14 protein-coding genes are annotated in these 16,601 nt (G+C 72.9%); 6 read left to right on the top strand and 8 right to left on the bottom strand.

The features are described from left to right. The first annotated feature begins 373 nt into the window (after positions 1 to 373). From ACGFNF_RS29295 to ACGFNF_RS29285, 3 genes are read left to right on the top strand one after another with little or no spacing between them, the layout of a single operon-like run. Positions 374 to 1,732, top strand: a complete 1,359-nt coding sequence (locus tag ACGFNF_RS29295) for an MFS transporter (protein ID WP_357576626.1) — start codon at positions 374 to 376, stop codon at positions 1,730 to 1,732. Then, positions 1,729 to 3,279, top strand: a complete 1,551-nt coding sequence (locus tag ACGFNF_RS29290; RefSeq protein ID WP_393172100.1) for an amino acid adenylation domain-containing protein — start codon at positions 1,729 to 1,731, stop codon at positions 3,277 to 3,279. The genes ACGFNF_RS29295 and ACGFNF_RS29290 overlap by 4 nt, the downstream gene beginning before the upstream one ends. A 41-nt stretch (positions 3,280 to 3,320) precedes the next feature. After that, positions 3,321 to 5,195, top strand: coding sequence for a BTAD domain-containing putative transcriptional regulator (locus ACGFNF_RS29285; RefSeq protein WP_393172098.1), 1,875 nt, complete (start codon positions 3,321 to 3,323; stop codon positions 5,193 to 5,195). 80 nt (positions 5,196 to 5,275) lie between these two features. Here ACGFNF_RS29285 and ACGFNF_RS29280 read toward each other — a convergent pair whose 3' ends face one another. Continuing rightward, positions 5,276 to 5,671, bottom strand: coding sequence for a RidA family protein (locus ACGFNF_RS29280; protein ID WP_151455537.1), 396 nt, complete (start codon positions 5,669 to 5,671; stop codon positions 5,276 to 5,278). 236 nt (positions 5,672 to 5,907) lie between these two features. Between ACGFNF_RS29280 and ACGFNF_RS29275 the strand changes: the two genes are divergently transcribed. Then, positions 5,908 to 6,885 carry a zinc-binding dehydrogenase gene (locus ACGFNF_RS29275; RefSeq protein ID WP_393172096.1) on the top strand — a complete coding sequence of 326 codons (978 nt, stop codon included), beginning with the start codon at positions 5,908 to 5,910 and terminating at the stop codon, positions 6,883 to 6,885. Between the two features lie 9 nt (positions 6,886 to 6,894). On the opposite strand, the gene ACGFNF_RS29270 is transcribed toward ACGFNF_RS29275, so the two are convergent. The 3 genes from ACGFNF_RS29270 to ACGFNF_RS29260 form a co-directional block, all read right to left on the bottom strand. Continuing rightward, entirely contained in the window at positions 6,895 to 7,557 is a 663-nt protein-coding gene (locus ACGFNF_RS29270) for a class I SAM-dependent DNA methyltransferase (protein WP_393172094.1), read from the bottom strand. Between the two features lie 246 nt (positions 7,558 to 7,803). After that, positions 7,804 to 8,403: a ClpP family protease gene (locus ACGFNF_RS29265; RefSeq protein WP_132231676.1), complete on the bottom strand. Its 600-nt coding sequence runs from the start codon at positions 8,401 to 8,403 to the stop codon at positions 7,804 to 7,806. Positions 8,404 to 8,541: 138 nt separating this feature from the next. Next, complete coding sequence (locus tag ACGFNF_RS29260) at positions 8,542 to 9,039, bottom strand: helix-turn-helix transcriptional regulator (protein ID WP_311410627.1); 498 nt, start codon at positions 9,037 to 9,039, stop codon at positions 8,542 to 8,544. A 206-nt stretch (positions 9,040 to 9,245) separates the two neighbouring features. On the opposite strand from ACGFNF_RS29260, the gene ACGFNF_RS29255 reads away from it, so the two are divergent. Next, positions 9,246 to 10,259: a TrkA family potassium uptake protein gene (locus ACGFNF_RS29255; RefSeq protein WP_121396762.1), complete on the top strand. Its 1,014-nt coding sequence runs from the start codon at positions 9,246 to 9,248 to the stop codon at positions 10,257 to 10,259. Between the two features lie 631 nt (positions 10,260 to 10,890). Here the strand turns inward: ACGFNF_RS29255 and ACGFNF_RS29250 are convergent. The 3 genes from ACGFNF_RS29250 to ACGFNF_RS29240 form a co-directional block, all read right to left on the bottom strand. Next, positions 10,891 to 11,925, bottom strand: a complete 1,035-nt coding sequence (locus ACGFNF_RS29250; RefSeq protein ID WP_089002176.1) for a 2-oxoacid:ferredoxin oxidoreductase subunit beta — start codon at positions 11,923 to 11,925, stop codon at positions 10,891 to 10,893. Then, positions 11,918 to 13,765 (bottom strand): 2-oxoacid:acceptor oxidoreductase subunit alpha, encoded by a 1,848-nt coding sequence (locus ACGFNF_RS29245; RefSeq protein WP_357576619.1) that lies wholly within the window; start codon positions 13,763 to 13,765, stop codon positions 11,918 to 11,920. The genes ACGFNF_RS29250 and ACGFNF_RS29245 overlap by 8 nt, the downstream gene beginning before the upstream one ends. Positions 13,766 to 14,078: 313 nt before the next feature. Beyond that, positions 14,079 to 15,437: a hypothetical protein gene (locus ACGFNF_RS29240; RefSeq protein ID WP_393172089.1), complete on the bottom strand. Its 1,359-nt coding sequence runs from the start codon at positions 15,435 to 15,437 to the stop codon at positions 14,079 to 14,081. 182 nt (positions 15,438 to 15,619) lie between these two features. On the opposite strand from ACGFNF_RS29240, the gene ndhC reads away from it, so the two are divergent. Next, complete coding sequence (ndhC, locus tag ACGFNF_RS29235; protein ID WP_121396759.1) at positions 15,620 to 15,997, top strand: NADH-quinone oxidoreductase subunit A; 378 nt, start codon at positions 15,620 to 15,622, stop codon at positions 15,995 to 15,997. Between the two features lie 9 nt (positions 15,998 to 16,006). Here ndhC and folP read toward each other — a convergent pair. Then, on the bottom strand, positions 16,007 to 16,601 hold a 595-nt coding region (gene folP, locus ACGFNF_RS29230; protein WP_393172087.1), incomplete at its 5' end, for a dihydropteroate synthase.

Raw genomic sequence — 16,601 nt, 5'->3', positions numbered from 1 at the left:
GTGAGGATGGACACGTTCCCCCGGATGACCTATGGTGCAACCAGCGCAACGCAGAGTATTCCCATAAGGCGCGAAAGGGACTTTCCGCGATTGTTGGAGCCGCCTGTCGATACCCGTACGACCACCCTGTCAACGCGCGGACCCCGATGACCTGCGACTCCGTTCAGCCCCGGCGACCGGTTCGATCGGAATTGCCGGCGATGGCCGGGGCGGAAGTGCCGGATCGGTCCCCGACCCGCTCGGCATTGCGTGTCAGCTAATTGACAAGCACGGCCGGGTAAATGGTCCCTTATCGTTTGTCCGGGTGCTGTGCGAACTTCGCGGCGGAGTTCCGATTCACTTCTCCCAATTCAAGACCGTGCGAGGGATTGTCGTGGCCACAGCTCAAACCACAGCGCAGGCGGATCCGCCCGGAGCCAGGCGGAACGAATGGATTCTGGTCATCTTCACGGGCACCACGAACATCGCCGACGCGGTGGCCCGGATCGCCCTCCCGCTGCTCGCCGCCCAGATCAGTCGATCACCCGTCGTGGTCACCGCCGTCGCGGCCATCATGAGCCTGCCGTGGTTGGTGGCCGCGCTGCACGTCGGCGTCTTCGTCGACCGGATGGACCGGCGGGCCCTGCTGATGGGCGCCGAAATCGCCCGGATGGTCTCCGTCGGCGCGCTTCTCGTCGCCGTGCTCGCCGCGAGCCCGACCCTGGCGCTGATCTACGCCGCCGCCCTCGTCATCGGCCTGGCCGACGTGGTGGCCGGGATCGCCGGAGTCTCCATCGTCCCGTCGGCCGTGCCGAAACACCGCTGGGAGACCGCCAACGCGCGGATCACGGCCCTGGAATACCTGTTCAACGGCTTCGCCGGCCAGCCGATCGGCGGCTTCCTGGTGGCGGTCGGGTTCGGGCTCGCGCTCAGCGTCACCGGGTTCGCCTACGTGGCCGGCGCGGTCCTGCTGCTCCTGCTGGTCGGCAACTTCAAGGTCGCGGCCCCCGCGCGCAAGCGCTCGGTCAACGAGGACATCCGCGAGGGCCTCCGGTTCCTCTGGCAGCACCGGCTGCTCCGGACGATGGCGCTGCTCATCGCGATCATGGCCGGTTGCTGGGCGGCGTGGCTCGCCCTCATCCCGGTCTACGCCGTCGGCGGCCCGCTCGGCCTCGACGAGCGGCAGTACGGCTTCCTGCTCACCGGCCTCGGCGCGGGCGGGGTGATCGGCACCGTCATCGTCGGGCCGGTCAACCGGTGGATCGGCCGACGCTGGTCCATGTTCACCGACATCGTGGGCGCCTTCGCCCTCGTCGCGGCCCCGGCGCTGCTGCCCGCCGCGCCGTCCAGCGCCTGGGCCATCGGCGCTGCGGCGTTCCTCGCCGGCGCCGGCGGCACGATGTGGACGGTCAACTCCCGGTTCATCACGCAGTCGCTGGTGCCGGCCGACATGCTCGGCCGGTTCAGCGCCGCGAGCCGCCTCGTGGCCTGGGGCATGACCCCGGTCGCCGCGATCCTCGCCGGCGTCCTCGCCGAGTTCTTCTCCTACCAGGTGGCGTTCGGCTTCTTCGCGGTGCTCTGCGTACTGCTGATCTACCCGTTCTTCAAGGTGGTCACCCGGGAACGCATGGCGGAGGTCGACGGCCCGGCCGCCGCCCCGGCTCCCGGCGACCCGGACGACAGCGGGGACGCCGGCACCGCCGACGACGGCGGGGACCTGCCGGAGGCGGCGACCACCGGCGGCTCCCGGTGAGCGCGGACGGCCCGACGCTCTTCCAGGGGTTCACCGACGCGGTCCGCCGGCATCCCGACGCCCCGGCGCTGCGCGTCGCCGGGCACGAGCTGACGTACGCCGAACTCCTGGACCGGGTCGAGCGGCTGGCCACCCGGCTGGTCGCCCTGCACGGCCGCCCGCCCCGGGTCGTCGGGCTCTGCGCGTCGCGCAGCCTCGCGGCGTACGTCGGCTATCTCGCCACGCTGCGGCTGGCCGCGACCGTCGTGCCGCTCGGCCCCGACGCGCCGGCGGAACGGATCCGGCGGACCTGCGCCCACGCCGGGGTGGACGCGCTGCTCGCCGACGACGCGGGCGGCCGGGTGGCCGACGAGGCGGCCGGGCCGGTCGGCGTCCTGCACCTGCCCGACACGCCGGAGCAGCGCTGGTACGACGTGCCGGCCGAGCGGTGGACCAACGCGTACGCCGGCGGCCCCGACGACGTCGCGTACACCCTGTTCACCTCCGGATCCACCGGCACGCCCAAGGGGGTGCCGATCCGGCACCGCAACCTCGCCCCCTACCTCGCGCACTGTGTGCGGGCCTACCAGGTGGGGCCGGGGTCACGGCTGTCGCAGACCTTCGAGCTGACCTTCGACCCGTCGGTGTTCGACATGTTCGTCGCCTGGTCGTCCGGCGCGCTGCTGGTGGTCGCCGCGCCCGGCGACACCCTGGCCCCCGTCCGCTACGTCAACGACAACGGGATCACCCACTGGTTTTCCGTACCGTCGGTGATCTCCCTGGCCCGCCGCCTGCGCACCCTGCGTCCCGGCAGCATGCCGGGCCTGCGGTGGAGCCTCTTCGCCGGTGAGCAGCTCACCCTGGCCCAGGCGCGGGTGTGGGCGGACGCCGCGCCGGGCAGCACCCTGGAGAACCTGTACGGGCCCACCGAACTCACCGTCACCTGCACCCGCTACCAGCTTCCCGCCGATCCGGCGCGGTGGCCCCGCACCAGCAACGACACCGTGCCGATCGGGCGCATCCATCCGCACCTGGAGGGGGTCCTGCTGGCGGCCGACGGGACCGCCGGGGACGACGGCGAGCTCTGCGTGCGGGGCGGCCAGCGGTTCGACGGCTACCTCGACCCCGCGCAGAACCCCGGCCGGTTCGTCGACCACGACGGCCGCCGGACGACGCCGGTCGACGGCCCGCCCGGCCCGGCGAGCTGGTACCGGACGGGGGACCGGGTCCGCCGGGAGGACGGTGAACTGGTCCACCTGGGCCGGCTCGACGACCAGGTCAAGATCCATGGCTACCGGATCGAGCTGGGCGAGATCGAGTCCGTCCTGCGCCGGCACCCGGGGGTGCACGACGTCGTCGTCCTGGCGCTGCCCGGTGCCGGAGCGGTCGAGCTGCACGCGCTCTACACCTGCGACACCGTGGCGGAGGCGGCCCTGGCGGACCTGGTGGCCGACCACCTGCCGCCCTACATGGCGCCGGCGCGGTACCACCGGGTCGAGTTCTTTCCGGTCAACGCCAACGGCAAGGTCGACCGCCGGCGGCTGGCAGCGGACGTCGGACTGGTCTGAACGGCGCCGACTCCCACCACGCTCACGAATCGAGAGCAGAGATGCCCATCCCGCGGCAAGCACCACCCGCCCGCCTGCGTTTCCGGTTGATGGGGCCGGTGGAGTTCCACGACGGCGTCCAGTGGCGGGGCATCGGGTCGGCGAAACAGCGCGCGTTGCTGGCGATGCTGCTGCTCAAGGCCGACCAGGTGGTGTCGCTCGAACAACTGGTGGCCGAACTCTGGGACGACAACCCGCCGGCCTCGGCCAGCGGCCTCGTCGCCGGGTACGCGTGGCGGCTGCGCCGCGCCCTGAACGACCGCGACGGCCGCGTCCTGACCACCCGCAGTCCCGGCTACCGCCTGGTGGTCGCCGCGGAGACGATCGACATCGGCGAGTGTGAGCGGCTGATCAGGCAGGCCCACGCCGACCTCGCGGCCGGCCTGCCGGACGCCGCCGTCGAGGGGTTCGACGCGGCGCTGGCGCTGTGGCGTGGTGCCCCGCTGGCCGACGTCCGGCCGACCCCGCTGGTGATGGCCGAGGTGGCCCGCCTGGAGGAGACCCGGATCGCCACGGTCGAGGCCCGCATCGGTGCCGAGCTGGAGCTGGGCCGGCACGGCATGCTGCTGCCGGAACTCAAGGTGCTGGTCAGCCAGCATCCCCTGCGGGAGCGCCTGCACGCCCACCTGATGACCGCCCTGTACCGCGACGGCCAGCAGGCGGTCGCCCTGGGTGCGTACCGCGACCTGCGGCGGTTGCTGGTCGACGAGCTGGGCATCGAGCCCAGCGAGTCCCTGCGCGACCTGGAACAGCGGATCCTGCGCAACGATCCGGCGCTGCGGCTGCACCATCCCGGGGCCCGCCCACCCGTACGGGTGGTCACATCGAGCCCGCCGGCCTCCCGGTTCCCCGCCGACCCGGTGGCCCTGCACGGGCGGGGGGCCGAGCTGGGCCGGCTCGTCAAGGGTGTGCGGTCCGGGCGGCCGGGCGTGGTCCAGGGGCTGGCCGGCGCCGGCAAGACCGCCCTGGCGGTGCGCGCCGCACACGAGCTGGCCGCGGAGCATCCGGGCGGGTCGGTGTTCGTACCCATGGGCGGGGGGACACCCGACGGGCCGGCGGAGGCCGCCCGGGCGGTGCGGGTCCTGGCCGAGGCGCTCGGGTTGTCGTCGCCGACGGGCGACCACCCCGCGTCGGGCTGGTCCGCCCTGTTGACCGGCCGTCGGGTCGTGGTCGTCCTCGACGACGTGGCGACCGCCGCCCAGGTACGCGTCCTCGGGCCGATGCCTGTCGGCTGCGCCCTGATCGTCACCTCACGCTCCGGGATGACCACCCTCGACGGGGCCACCCGGGTCTCCGTCGGCTCCCTGGACGCGGACGACGCGCTCGACATGCTCCGGTACCACCTCGGCGCCGAGCGGGTGGACGCCGAGCCCGAGGCGGCGCGCACGCTCGTGGAGCGCTGTGACGCGCTGCCCCTGGCCCTGCGGATCGCGGCCGCCCGGCTGGCGACGCGGCAGAACTGGTCGCTCGCCGCCTTCGCCGGGCGGCTGGCCGATCCCGCCGCCCGGCTCGACGCCCTGGTCTGCGAGTCGATGTCGATCCGGGACTGCCTCGCCGGCGCGGTGCGGGTGCTGACCCGGTACGGCGACGGAGACGGCGTGGCGCTGCGGGCGCTGCGGCTGCTGAGCCGGCTGGACCGGGGCATGGTCAGCGTGTCGAACCTCGCCGCGCTGTCGGGCCAGCCGATGGCCGCCGCCGAGGTCGCCGCCGAACGCCTGGTCGACGCGGGGCTCGCCGAGGCGCTGCCGGAGGGCCGCTACCGGATCCCCGAGCTCGTCCGCGCCCACGTGCGCGAACTGGGCCGCAGCCCGGAGTGCGACCAGGTGGTGGCCCTGCGCGGTCAGCATTCCCCCACGACTGCCCGGCCGTGCCGGTGAGCCGGCCCGAACGGGCCCGCGGCGCGGCGGCCTGGCTGCCGGCGGCTGATCGTCGCCGGGCCGGCCGTCGGACGGGCCGTTCAGGCGACGGCGATCGCCTCGATCTCGATGATCCACTCCGGGTCGAAGATCCCGGTGACGATCACCGTCAGCGCGGGGCGGTGTGCGCCGAGCACCTCGTTGCGGACCTTGGTGTTGACGTCGGCGTGCCGGCGGTCGGCCAGGAACGTGGTCACCTTGACCAGGTTGTCGACGTCCATGCCGGCGTCGGCGAGGACGGCCCGGATGTTGTCCCAGACCAGCCGGCACTGCGCCTCGGGGGTGGCCGGGACGTGGCCGTCCCGGGACTGGGGGATCTGCCCGCTGATGAACAGCATCCGCCCGGCGGTCTGGACCTCCAGCGCGTTGTGGTAACCGCCCGTGGCCTCCGGCACCGACTCGGGGTTGATCGGCCTCATCTGCATGGTCTCGATCACGTGTAGTCCTTCCGATTGTCCGGGGGAATCCGGATTACGGACTGTGACCTTAGTCTAAAGGTCGTCCCGGGGGACCGAATCCCGGACGGACCGGAACCGCGTCTCGTCCGGGTGCCTTCTGATACCCGGCTCGGGCTCTCGCCCAACCTTCCCCGGCGACGGGAACCACGATGGTGGTGCCGACCGTCTGACTCCGGGGTTGACCTGAAGCGGGATTGAGGTTGTCGGATGGGGGCATGCGTGCCATTCGGCTTCACGAGTTCGGTCCTCCCGGAAACCTGGTGCTCGACGACCTGCCCGACCTGAGACCCGGCCCCGGCCAGGTCCGGATCGCGGTGTCGGCCAGCGGCGTGCACCTGCTCGACACGACCCTGCGCCGGGGCGAGGCCGGCGGCCCGCTCCCGCTGCCCGACCTGCCCACCGTCCCCGGCCGCGAGGTCGCCGGCGTCGTCGACGAGCTGGGCGAGGGCGTGGACGGGGCGTGGCGCGGGCGGCGGGTCGTCGCGCACCTGGGCATGGTGCCGGGCGGGTACGCCGAGCAGGCGGTCACCGACGTGGGCTCCCTGTACGCCGTACCGCCGGGGCTGAGCGACGCCGAGGCGGTGGCCGCGGTCGGCACGGGCCGTACCGCCCTCGGGGTCTTCGATCTGGAGCCGCCGACGGCGGACGACGTCGTCTTCGTGCCGTCGGCGGCCGGCGGGGTCGGCTGGTTGCTGGCGCAGGCCGCGCGGACGACCGGCGCCACCGTGGTGGCGGCGGCGCGCGGTGCCGACCGGACGGCGAAGCTGCGCGAGCTGGGCGCGGACCTCGTGGTGGACTACGGCCACCCGGACTGGATCGAAACGGTGCGGGACCGGGTCGGCGGCCTGAGCCTGGTGTACGACGGGGTGGGCGGCGCGGTGGGCCGGGCCGCCCTGGAGCTGACGCGGCCGGGCGGCCGGTTCATGATGTTCGGCTGGTCGGCGGGCGAGGCGACCCGGATCGACACCGGCGACGTCATCGGCCGGGGCCTGACCGTGGGCTGGCTGGGTCAGCGGCTTCGCGCCCTGCCCGGCGGCATCCCGGCGCTGGCCGCCCGGTCGCTGGAGCTGGCCGGGCAGGGCTGGTGGCGACCGCTGGTCTCGACCTATCCGCTGGCCGACGCCGCCACCGCGCACGCCGACCTGGAGGGACGCCGGGCGCTCGGCAAGGTGGTGCTCACCGTCGCACGCTGACCCGGCGCCTCAGCCGGCCGGCCGGCGGGCCACCAGGTACGCCTGCGGCGTGCGTTCCGGCTGGCTCCCGAAGGCCTCGGGCTCGCGCACCAGCCGGACGCGGACGTCCAGCCCCGCGTCGGTCAGCAGCTCGGCGACCCGGTCGGGTCGGCGGCGCCGGAATTCCAGCGAGACCGGGTGGCCGAGCGCCTCGGTCAGGTGCAGCGGCTCGTCGCCGACCTGGAACGCCAGCACCAGGTGACCGCCGGGCGTCAACGTCCGGTGGAAGTCCGCGAAGGTGGCCGGGAGCAGGTCGTCCGGGACGTGGATGGTCGAGTACCAGGCCACGATGCCGCCGAGGGAGGCGTCGGGCAGCCCCAGATCGGGCATCGCGCCCACGTCGAAGCGCAGGTCGGGGTGGGCCCGGCGGGCGACCTCGACCATCCGTGGGGAGAGGTCGATGCCGAACGCGTCGAGCCCGAGCCCGTGCAGGTACCCGGTGAGCCGGCCGGGTCCGCAGCCGACGTCGGCGACGGGCCCGTTCCCGGCGGCGCGCACGAGGTCGGCGAAGGCGGTGAGAACCGCCCGCTCCCACGGGTTGGCGACCAGCTCGTCCTGGAACCGCTCGGCGTAGTCGACGGCCAGGGCGTCGTAGGACGATCGGGTGTCATGCGGGTGCTCGGATTCGATCACGCCCAGGCACGCTACCGGTCCTGCGCGCCGGACGGCGAACACCTGCGCTACGCGGCGTAGGCGGACGTAACGAGAATTGTGCACAAGACGCTGCGCCGGCAGTCCGCGCGGATTCCCACTGGCGGGAATAGGCTCCGTCTATCGGCGGCCAGCACGGCGATGGCCATCGCGTACCGGAGGTCGGACGCGGATCGAGGGGGCGCGTCCGGCGCCGGTGTCGCCGCCTCCCGTCGCGGCCCGGCTCCGTCAGCTCCCCGGGAGCTGCTCGGCCCTCGTGACCACCCGGTCGATCAGGCCGTACTCGCGGGCCTGCTCGGCGGTGAACCACCGGTCGCGGTCCCAGTCCCGCTGGATCTCCTCCAGGCTGCGCCCGCTGTGCCGGGCGATCAGCTCCTGCATGGTCCGCTTCACGTGCAGCATGTTCTCCGCCTGGATCGTGATGTCCGCGGCGGTGCCGCCCATCCCGCCGGACGGCTGGTGCATCATGATCCGTGAGTGGGGCAGCGCGTAACGCTTGCCGGCCGTGCCCGCACAGAGCAGGAACTGCCCCATCGAGCCGGCGAAGCCGAGCGCCACCGTCGCCACGTCGTTGCGGACGAACCGCATCGTGTCGTAGACGGCCATACCCGCGCTGACCGAGCCACCCGGCGAGTTGATGTAGAGCACGATGTCCCGCTCCGGGTCCTCGGCGGCGAGCAGCAGCATCTGGGCGCAGATCTGGTTCGCCGAGGCGTCGGTGACCTCGGTGCCGAGGAAGATGATCCGCTCCTTCAGCAGCCGGTCGAACACCTGGTCGCCGAAGGACGGCTGCCCACCGTCCAACATCCGCACGTCGAGACCGATCATCGCGTCCGCCCTTCCGGCACTGCCGGCGGGCGACCGGAGGGCGCCCGGGGGACCGGCACGTCCAGCCTGCGCGGAACGGGACGCGCGAGGCCAGCCATTCTGCCGGCGGCAGATCAGCCGACGGCAGAACCGGCCGGCCTAGACGACGGTCAACGTCCGCGCGCCCGCCCGCGTCCGCCCGCAGCCCAGCGCGACGCGGGTACGCGGGCCGGAGCGCCCGCCCACGGCGGAGGCGGGCCGCCCGACCCGCAGGGTCGTGCCGCCCGGGCGCGGAGCCAGGTGGAGCAGGGGGCCACCGGCCCGGGGAGCGACCCGCACGGCCGGGGTGACGGCGTCGGGCCGGCCGACCTCCGCCCGCTCCAGCCGGGCCAGGCCGGCCCGGGGCGCGGCCGGGATGCGCGGCTCGACCCGACGCAGGTCGTCGCGCGCCTCCTCCAGCAGGTCGGACAGGTGGATGCCGAGCGCCCGGCAGATCGCCGCGAGCACCTCCGAGGAGGCCTCCTTGCGACCGCGTTCGACCTCGGACAGGTAGGGCACCGACACTCCGGCGGCCTCGGCCACCTCGCGCAGCGTGCGGCCCTGCCGCAGCCGGAGCCGGCGCAGCACCCCGCCGATCACTCGTCGCAGCAACGACATGCGGGCCTCACTCTCGGGCTCGTCGTCCGGGACACCCCCATCATGCCCCCTGTCGGGCGCGCGGGTCGTCCCGTCGTGCCGCGCGTCGGCGGGTGAGCCGGGGGTGAGCCGTGGCGCCCCGGGTCGACGACCCCGCCGTGCGAGATCCGCGAAGGCCGCTATGTTGTGGTCGTGCAGGCGACGACAGGGCCGGGACAGGTCCTCACGTGATCCACTTTCCCGCCCAGCGACGGGGCCCCCTGAGCGCGCTGAGTCTCCGGCTGGCCGCCGCCATCGGCCTGGTCTTCGCCACCGTCGCCGTGGTCTACCTCGACCGGGACGGCTACCGCGACGTCAACGAGGACGCGCTGACCCTCCTCGACTGCTTCTACTACGCGGTGGTCACCCTCTCGACCACCGGCTACGGGGACATCACCCCGGTCAGCCAGACGGCCCGGCTGATCAACGTCGTCTACATCACGCCGGCCCGGGTGATCTTCCTGATCATCCTGGTCGGCACCACCCTGGAAGTGCTGACCGAGCAGTACCGCACCGGGCGTCGCCTGTCGCGGTGGAGGAGAGCCGTGAAGGACCACGTCATCATCTGCGGCTACGGCACGAAGGGCCGCAGCGCGGTCTCCGCCCTGCTGGAGAACGGGCTCGACAAGTCCCGGATCGTGGTGGTGGAACGGAGCGGTCCGGCGCTGCGGCAGGCCACCTCGGCCGGCCTGGTGGCGATCGAGGGCTCGGCGACCCGCTCGTCGGTGCTCAACGAGGCACACGTACGCAACGCCAAGGCGGTGATCATCGCGACCGACAGCGACGACGCCTCGGTCCTGGTGGCGCTGACCGTACGGCAGCTCACCGCCGGGCAGGTGCGGATCATCGCCGCCGCCCGGGAGGCGGAGAACGCCCCGCTGCTCAAGCAGAGCGGCGCCCACCACGTGATCGTCTCCTCGGCCACCGCCGGCCGACTGCTGGGCCTGTCCACCTCGGCCCCGCCGCTGATCGACGTGGTGGAGGACCTGCTCACCCCCGGCCAGGGCATGGCGCTGGCGATGCGCTCCGCCGAGCGCTCCGAGGTGGGCCGCTCCCCCCGCGAGCTGGAATCGCTGGTCATCGCCCTGGTTCGGCGGGGCAAGGTGGTCACCCTGGCCGACAAGGCCGGCGCGGTCATCGAGACCGGCGACATGCTGGTGCACGTACGCGACGACCGCCCGCAGGCGACCACTGCCCCCTGATCCGTGGTCGCCCTGCCCCCTGACCTGTAGTCGCCCTGATCTGTAGTCACCCTGGCCTGCGGTCGTTCTGGCCTCCGGTCGTTCTGGCCTCCGGTCCCTTGGCCTGCGGTCGTCCTGATCGGTCGGGCGTTGGCGGCCGGTCGCAAACGTCCGATCCGGGAGGTCCGAGCCGTCACCCGCTCTTTGCGTGGACAACGCACCATCTGTGGTCACGCTCGGTAACAACTCACCCTCCGGGCGCCACTGCAGTCCGCGCCCTTTGCTCTGCATCCGTATATGCGCCAGCGACCCTGAGTGCCTGGTGCGTATGCGGCTGCAGAGCAAAGGGCGCACAAGGCCGGGGCGACTCGGCGCCGCGAGATTCGCTGAATCCGCTGGTCACAGGCCTGCCAGCCTGATTGGCGGCGGTCAGGATTCGCTTCAGTGTCGAAAGCGCCGTTACTGAACGTAGCGAATCGCGAGGAGATGGGCCCTGTCACTCAACGTGACGTCACGCTGCGACCCCGGCTCCTGAGCTCCAGCAACCGTAGAAGGGCCCGCCACCAGTCGGTGGCGGACCCTTCTCGCGGTTCTGGCCCCTTGGGCGGCCAGCCTCCCCGACTCCTCGCTCAGGGGCGGCCGGTCGCGCCGGTCAGAGGATCGTCCAGGTGTCCCCGCTGGCGAGGAGCCCGGCGAGCTGCTGCTCCGGGGTCTCGGTGACCTTCGCCTTCGCCTCGGCGAGCTGCTCCTGCACCACGCTGTCGTACGACGGCCGGTCCACCGAGCGGAACACGCCGATCGGGGTGTTCCGCAGGTCCAGGCCGGGCAGCCGGGAGAGCGCGAAGGCGTACGCCGGGTCGGTGACCGTCGCGTCGTGCACGACGATCTCACCGGGGCTGACCGACGCGGTCTCCCGGACCTCCAGGCCGAACCCGCCGGGCGGGTGCACGACGCAGAACTGCCCGTCCTTGCCGAACGTGATCGGCTGCCCGTGCTCCAGCCGGATCAGGAAGTCGTCGCGGGTGGCCGGCTCCTTGAGCTGGTCGAACGCGCCGTCGTTGAAGATGTTGCAGTTCTGGTAGATCTCCACGAACGCCGAGCCCTGGTGCTCCGCCGCCGCCCGCAGCACCGACTGGAGGTGCTTGCGGTCCGAGTCGATGGTGCGGCCCACGAAGGTGGCCTCGGCCCCGAGGGCGAGCGACAGCGGGTTGAACGGCGCGTCGGCCGAGCCGGCCGGGGTCGACTTCGTGACCTTCCCGACCTCGGAGGTCGGCGAGTACTGCCCCTTCGTCAGGCCGTAGATCCGGTTGTTGAACAGCAGGATCTTCAGGTTGACGTTGCGGCGCAGCGCGTGGATCAGGTGGTTGCCGCCGATGGAGAGCGCGTCGCCGTCACCGGTGACCACCCAGACCGACAGGTCGGGGCGGCTGGCCGACAGACCGGTGGCGATCGCCGGGGCGCGGCCGTGGATCGAGTGCATCCCGTAGGTGTTCATGTAGTACGGGAAGCGCGACGAGCAGCCGATGCCCGAGACGAAGACGATCCGCTCGCGCGGGATGTTCAGCTCCGGCATGAACTGCTGGATCGCGGCGAGGATCGCGTAGTCGCCGCAGCCGGGGCACCAGCGCACCTCCTGGTCGGACTTGAAGTCCTTGGCGGTGAGCTTGAGGGCGACGGGCTCAGACATTCTTCAGGACCTCTTCCAGCATCGTCTCCAGCTCGGCGGCGGTGAACGGCAGGCCGCGGACCTGGTTGTAGCCGATCGCGTCGACCAGGTACTTCGCCCGGATCACGTGGGCGAGCTGGCCGAGGTTCATCTCGGGGATCACCACGCGGTCGTAGGAGCGCAGCACCGTGCCGAGGTTGGCCGGCATCGGGGCGAGGTGCCGCAGGTGCGCCTGCGCGATGGCGTGGCCGCGCTGGCGCAGGCCCCGGCACGCCGCGCCGATCGGCCCGTACGTGGAGCCCCAGCCGAGCACCAGCACCCGGGCGTCGCCGTCCGGGTCCTCGACCTCGATGTCCGGCACCGGGATCGTCTCGATCCGGGCCGCCCGGGTGCGCACCATGAAGTCGTGGTTCGCCGGGTCGTACGAGATGTCGCCGGTCTTGTCGGCCTTCTCCAGGCCGCCGATGCGGTGCTCCAGCCCGGCGGTGCCCGGGACGGCCCACGGCCGGGCCAGGGTCTCCGGGTCGCGCAGGTAGGGCAGGAACGTGGTGCCGTCGTCGCCGTTGGGCTTCGTGGCGAACTCGACCCGCAGGTCGGGCAGCGACTCGACGTCGGGCAGCAGCCACGGCTCGGAGCCGTTGGCGACGTAGTTGTCGGACAGCAGGATGACCGGCGTGCGGTAGGTCAGCGCGATCCGGGCCGCCTCGATGGCCGCGTGGAAGCAGTCCGACGGCGACTTCGGCGCGATCACCGCGATCGGGGCCTCGCCGTGGCGGCCGTAGAGCGCCATGTTGAGGTCGGCCTGCTCGGTCTTGGTGGGCATGCCCGTGGAGGGACCGGCCCGCTGCACGTCGACGATGACCAGCGGCAGCTCCAGCGCCACCGCGAGGGAGATCGTCTCGCTCTTGAGCGCGACGCCCGGGCCGCTGGTGGTGGTGACGCCGAGCGAGCCGCCGTACGACGCGCCCAACGCCGCGCCGACCGCGGCGATCTCGTCCTCGGCCTGCATGGTGAGCACGCCGAAGCGCTTGTGCTTGCTCAGCTCGTGCAGGATGTCCGAGGCCGGGGTGATCGGGTAGGCGCCCAGGAAGACCGGCAGCCCGGAGCGGACGCCGGCGGCCACCAGGCCGAGCGACAGGGCCGCGTTGCCGGTGATGTTGCGGTAGGTGCCCGGCCGCATCTTCGCCGGCTTGACCTCGTAGCGGACCGCGAAGTCCTCGGTGGTCTCGCCGAAGTTCCAGCCGGCCCGGAACGCCGCGACGTTCGCCGCGACCAGCTCGGGGCGGGCGGCGAACTTGCGCTCCAGGAAGCGCAGCGTCGACTCGTACGGCCGGTTGTACATCCAGGAGAGCAGACCGAGGGCGAACATGTTCTTGGCCCGCTCGGCGTCCTTCTTGGACACCGCGAGCTCGGCGAGCGCGCCCACCGTCATCGAGGTCAGCGCCACCGGGTGCACCACGTAGCCGGCGAGGGAGTCGTCCTCGAGCGGGTTCGACTGGTAGCCGACCTTGGCCAGGTTGCGCTTGGTGAACTCGTCGGTGTTGACGATGATGTCCGCGCCCCGCGGCAGGTCGGCGAGGTTGGCCTTGAGCGCCGCCGGGTTCATCGCCACCAGCACGTTCGGCGAGTCGCCGGGGGTCAGGATGTCGTAGTCGGCGAAGTGCACCTGGAAGCTCGACACGCCCGGCAGGGTGCCGGCGGGAGCCCGGATCTCCGCCGGGAAGTTCGGCAACGTGGAGATGTCGTTGCCCAGCTGCGCGGTCTCCGAGGTGAACCGGTCGCCGGTGAGCTGCATGCCGTCGCCGGAGTCACCGGCGAACCGGATGACCACCCGGTCCAGTTGACGGATCTGCTTGGTCACGCCTGCACCTCGCTTCGCTGGGCGCGGTCGCGCGGGCGGCTGAACGTGATGGTGACCTCGCCTTGCCCGGCCACGTGACCTCCTTGACGCACCGCTGCACCAGACCCGCCGAGGCGGGCCCGGTCCGCTGTAGTTACCTCACCTGAGAGCCTACGTCGAATCGCGGCCCCAACCTTCTCGGAGGCCGCCCTGTGGGATGCGATCCAGCGAGATTCCACCCCGATTTGAGGTGTTTCCGTCCGCCCGCCGTAATCCAGATCACCGGTCGCGGGGTGGGCGGGACGCAGACCCGGTCGGACCAGGGCCGCCCGGGTCACTCGGTCGGTGCCGTGGACGGTCCACCCGCCGGGGCGGTCATCCGCCGCCGCAGGGAGGTGGTCGCCAGCGTGAGGGCGAACACCACCAGCAGCGTGGAGACCACGATCAGCAGGATCGCCGTCCGCCGTACCGAGCCACCTCCGCCGTCGCCGCTGACGGCCGCGGCGTCGGCGGCGAGCACGCCCTGCGACCCGGTCGGCGCGGGCGGCGAGGCCACCGGGGTCGCCAGCGCGGCGGCGGCGGTGATCCGGAAGCTCATCTGCACCTGCCGGGCCAGGCCGCTGCGCGGGTCGAGTTGGCCGAGCACCGCGCCGGCCAGCGGGGCCTGCCGCTGCGCCTCGGGGGTCGCGGAGACCGGCAACCGCAGCTGCGCGGTCCGGCCGGCGGCGAGGGTGCCCAGCTCGCAGCGCGTACGGGAGGGGTCGACCGTGGTGCAGCCGGACGGGGGCGTCGGCACGGTCACCCCGGCCGGCAGGACCACCTCGATCCGGCCCTCGGCGTCCACCCTGCCGGTGTTGCCCAGGCGCACGTCGAGCCCGCTCGACCCGCCACTGATGTCGAAGGAGACCGGGTCGGCGTCCAGCCTGATCCCCGGCACCGGCGGGCCGGGCGGGAAGAGCACGGCGAACCCCTCGTCGTCGCCCACCGGGCCGGGCACGCCGGGGGCGGTCGCGGTGACCCGGACGGCGCCGCTGAGCGGCATCCGCTTCCAGGCGTCGCCGTCGACGCGTACCCGGAGCAGGGTGCTGAACCGGGCGCCGGGCGCGCTGGCCCACTCCCCGCAGCGGTGCTCCCCGCCGCCGACCAGAGCGCAGCCCGCGGTGCCGGCGTCGGACAGCCCGGCCGGCAGCGTGTAGGACAGCCCGATCCGGGCGGGCGTGGCGCCCGTGTTCGTGATGGTCACCCGGAGCGTGGTCACCGTGCTCGCCGCGTTCCAGTACGCGGCGGTCAGGGTGATGTCGTCGGTCGTGACGCTGACCCCGGCCAGGGGCGCCGGCGGGGTGGCGGCGGGCGCGGAGGGCCGGACCGGCGGCACCGACGGCGCCGGGGGCGGTGCGGCGGTGGTCGGCGCGGCGGTGGTCGGCGCCGGCTGCTCCGGGGCCGTCGTCGTCGGGGCCGGCTCGGTCGTCGGGGCCGGTGGCGTGGTCTCCGGCGGCGGCGCGGTGGTCGAGGGCGCCTCGGTGGGCACCGGCCCCGTGTCCGTCGGATCCGCAGTGGGCGTGTCCCCGCCCGGCTCGCCGGCCGGCTCGGTCGCGATGGAGGCGGCCCGGGCGGCGGTCGGTGCGGCGGTCGCCCAGCCGGGCACCGCGGCGACGGTCAGTCCGACCGCGAGGCCGATCGCCAACAGGGGCACGACGCGTCGGTCACGCGCCCGCCGGCTAGGCCGTACGTCCACGCGAGCCATCTGTCCTCCGGTGACGATGAGTGAGATCCCAATATTCGACAATTGTTGCCAGAGGGCACTAGTCCCGCCGGGAAACGAATCCGTAACGGGTTCGACCCGAGCCGCGACGAGGAGCGGTAGGCTCAGCGACCGTGACCGGTTACCTGGGCTCGTACGCGACGCTCGGGCTGCTGCTGCTCGCCAGCGTCCTCTTCTTCGTTACGGCGTTCTCGGCCAACCGGGTGTTACGCCCTGCCCGTCCGGCGGATCCCTTCGGCAAGCGCACCAGCTACGAGTGCGGCCTCGACCCCGTCGGCGCCGACTGGGCGCAGATGCAGATCCGTTACTACGTGTACGCGTACCTCTACGTGTTGTTCGCCGTGGAGTCGGTGTTCCTCTTCCCCTGGGCGGTCGTCTTCGACCGGCCGGGGTTCGGCATGGTCACGGTCGTGGAGATGGCGGTCTTCGTCGCGGTGCTGGCGCTCGGCATCCTCTACGCCTGGCGCAAGAACATCCTGCGCTGGTCCTGACCTCGACGGTCAGGCGAGGCCGCGCCGGGTCAGCGTCGGCGGACGGTCGCCCCGGATCGAGGCGACCATGTCGAGCACCCGCCGGGTGGGGCGGACCTGGTGCGCGCGGAACACCCGGGCGCCCAGCCAGGCCGAGACCGCCGTGGCCGCGAGCGTTCCCTCCAGCCGTTCGGCCACCGGCAGGTCCAGCGTCTCGCCGATGAAGTCCTTGTTCGACAGGGCCACCAGCAGTGGCCAGCCGGTGCCGGAGAGCTCGCCGAGCCGGCGGGTGATCTCCAGGGAGTGTCGGGTGTTCTTGCCGAAGTCGTGCGCCGGGTCGATCAGGATCCCGTCGGCGCGTACGCCCAGCGCGACCGCGCGGTCGGCGAGCCCGGTCACCGTCGTGAGCACGTCGGCGACCACGTCGGCGAAGGCCGCGCGGTGCGGGCGGGTCCGGGGCGCCAGGCCGCCGGCGTGCGAGCAGACCAGGCCGGCGCCCGTCTGCGCCGCCACCTGGGCCAGGGCCGGGTCGGCGCCGGACCAGGTGTCGTTGAGCAGGTCGGCGCCCGCCGCCACCGCCTCCACCGCCACCTCGGCCCGCCAGGTGTCGATCGAGATCACCACG

The sequence above is a fragment of the Micromonospora sp. NPDC048868 genome (genome assembly GCF_043198195.1).
Taxonomy (GTDB): Bacteria; Actinomycetota; Actinomycetes; order Mycobacteriales; family Micromonosporaceae; genus Micromonospora; species Micromonospora reichwaldensis.
Note: the sequence above shows the minus strand (reverse complement) of the source record. Positions and strands in the feature narration are given on the sequence as shown.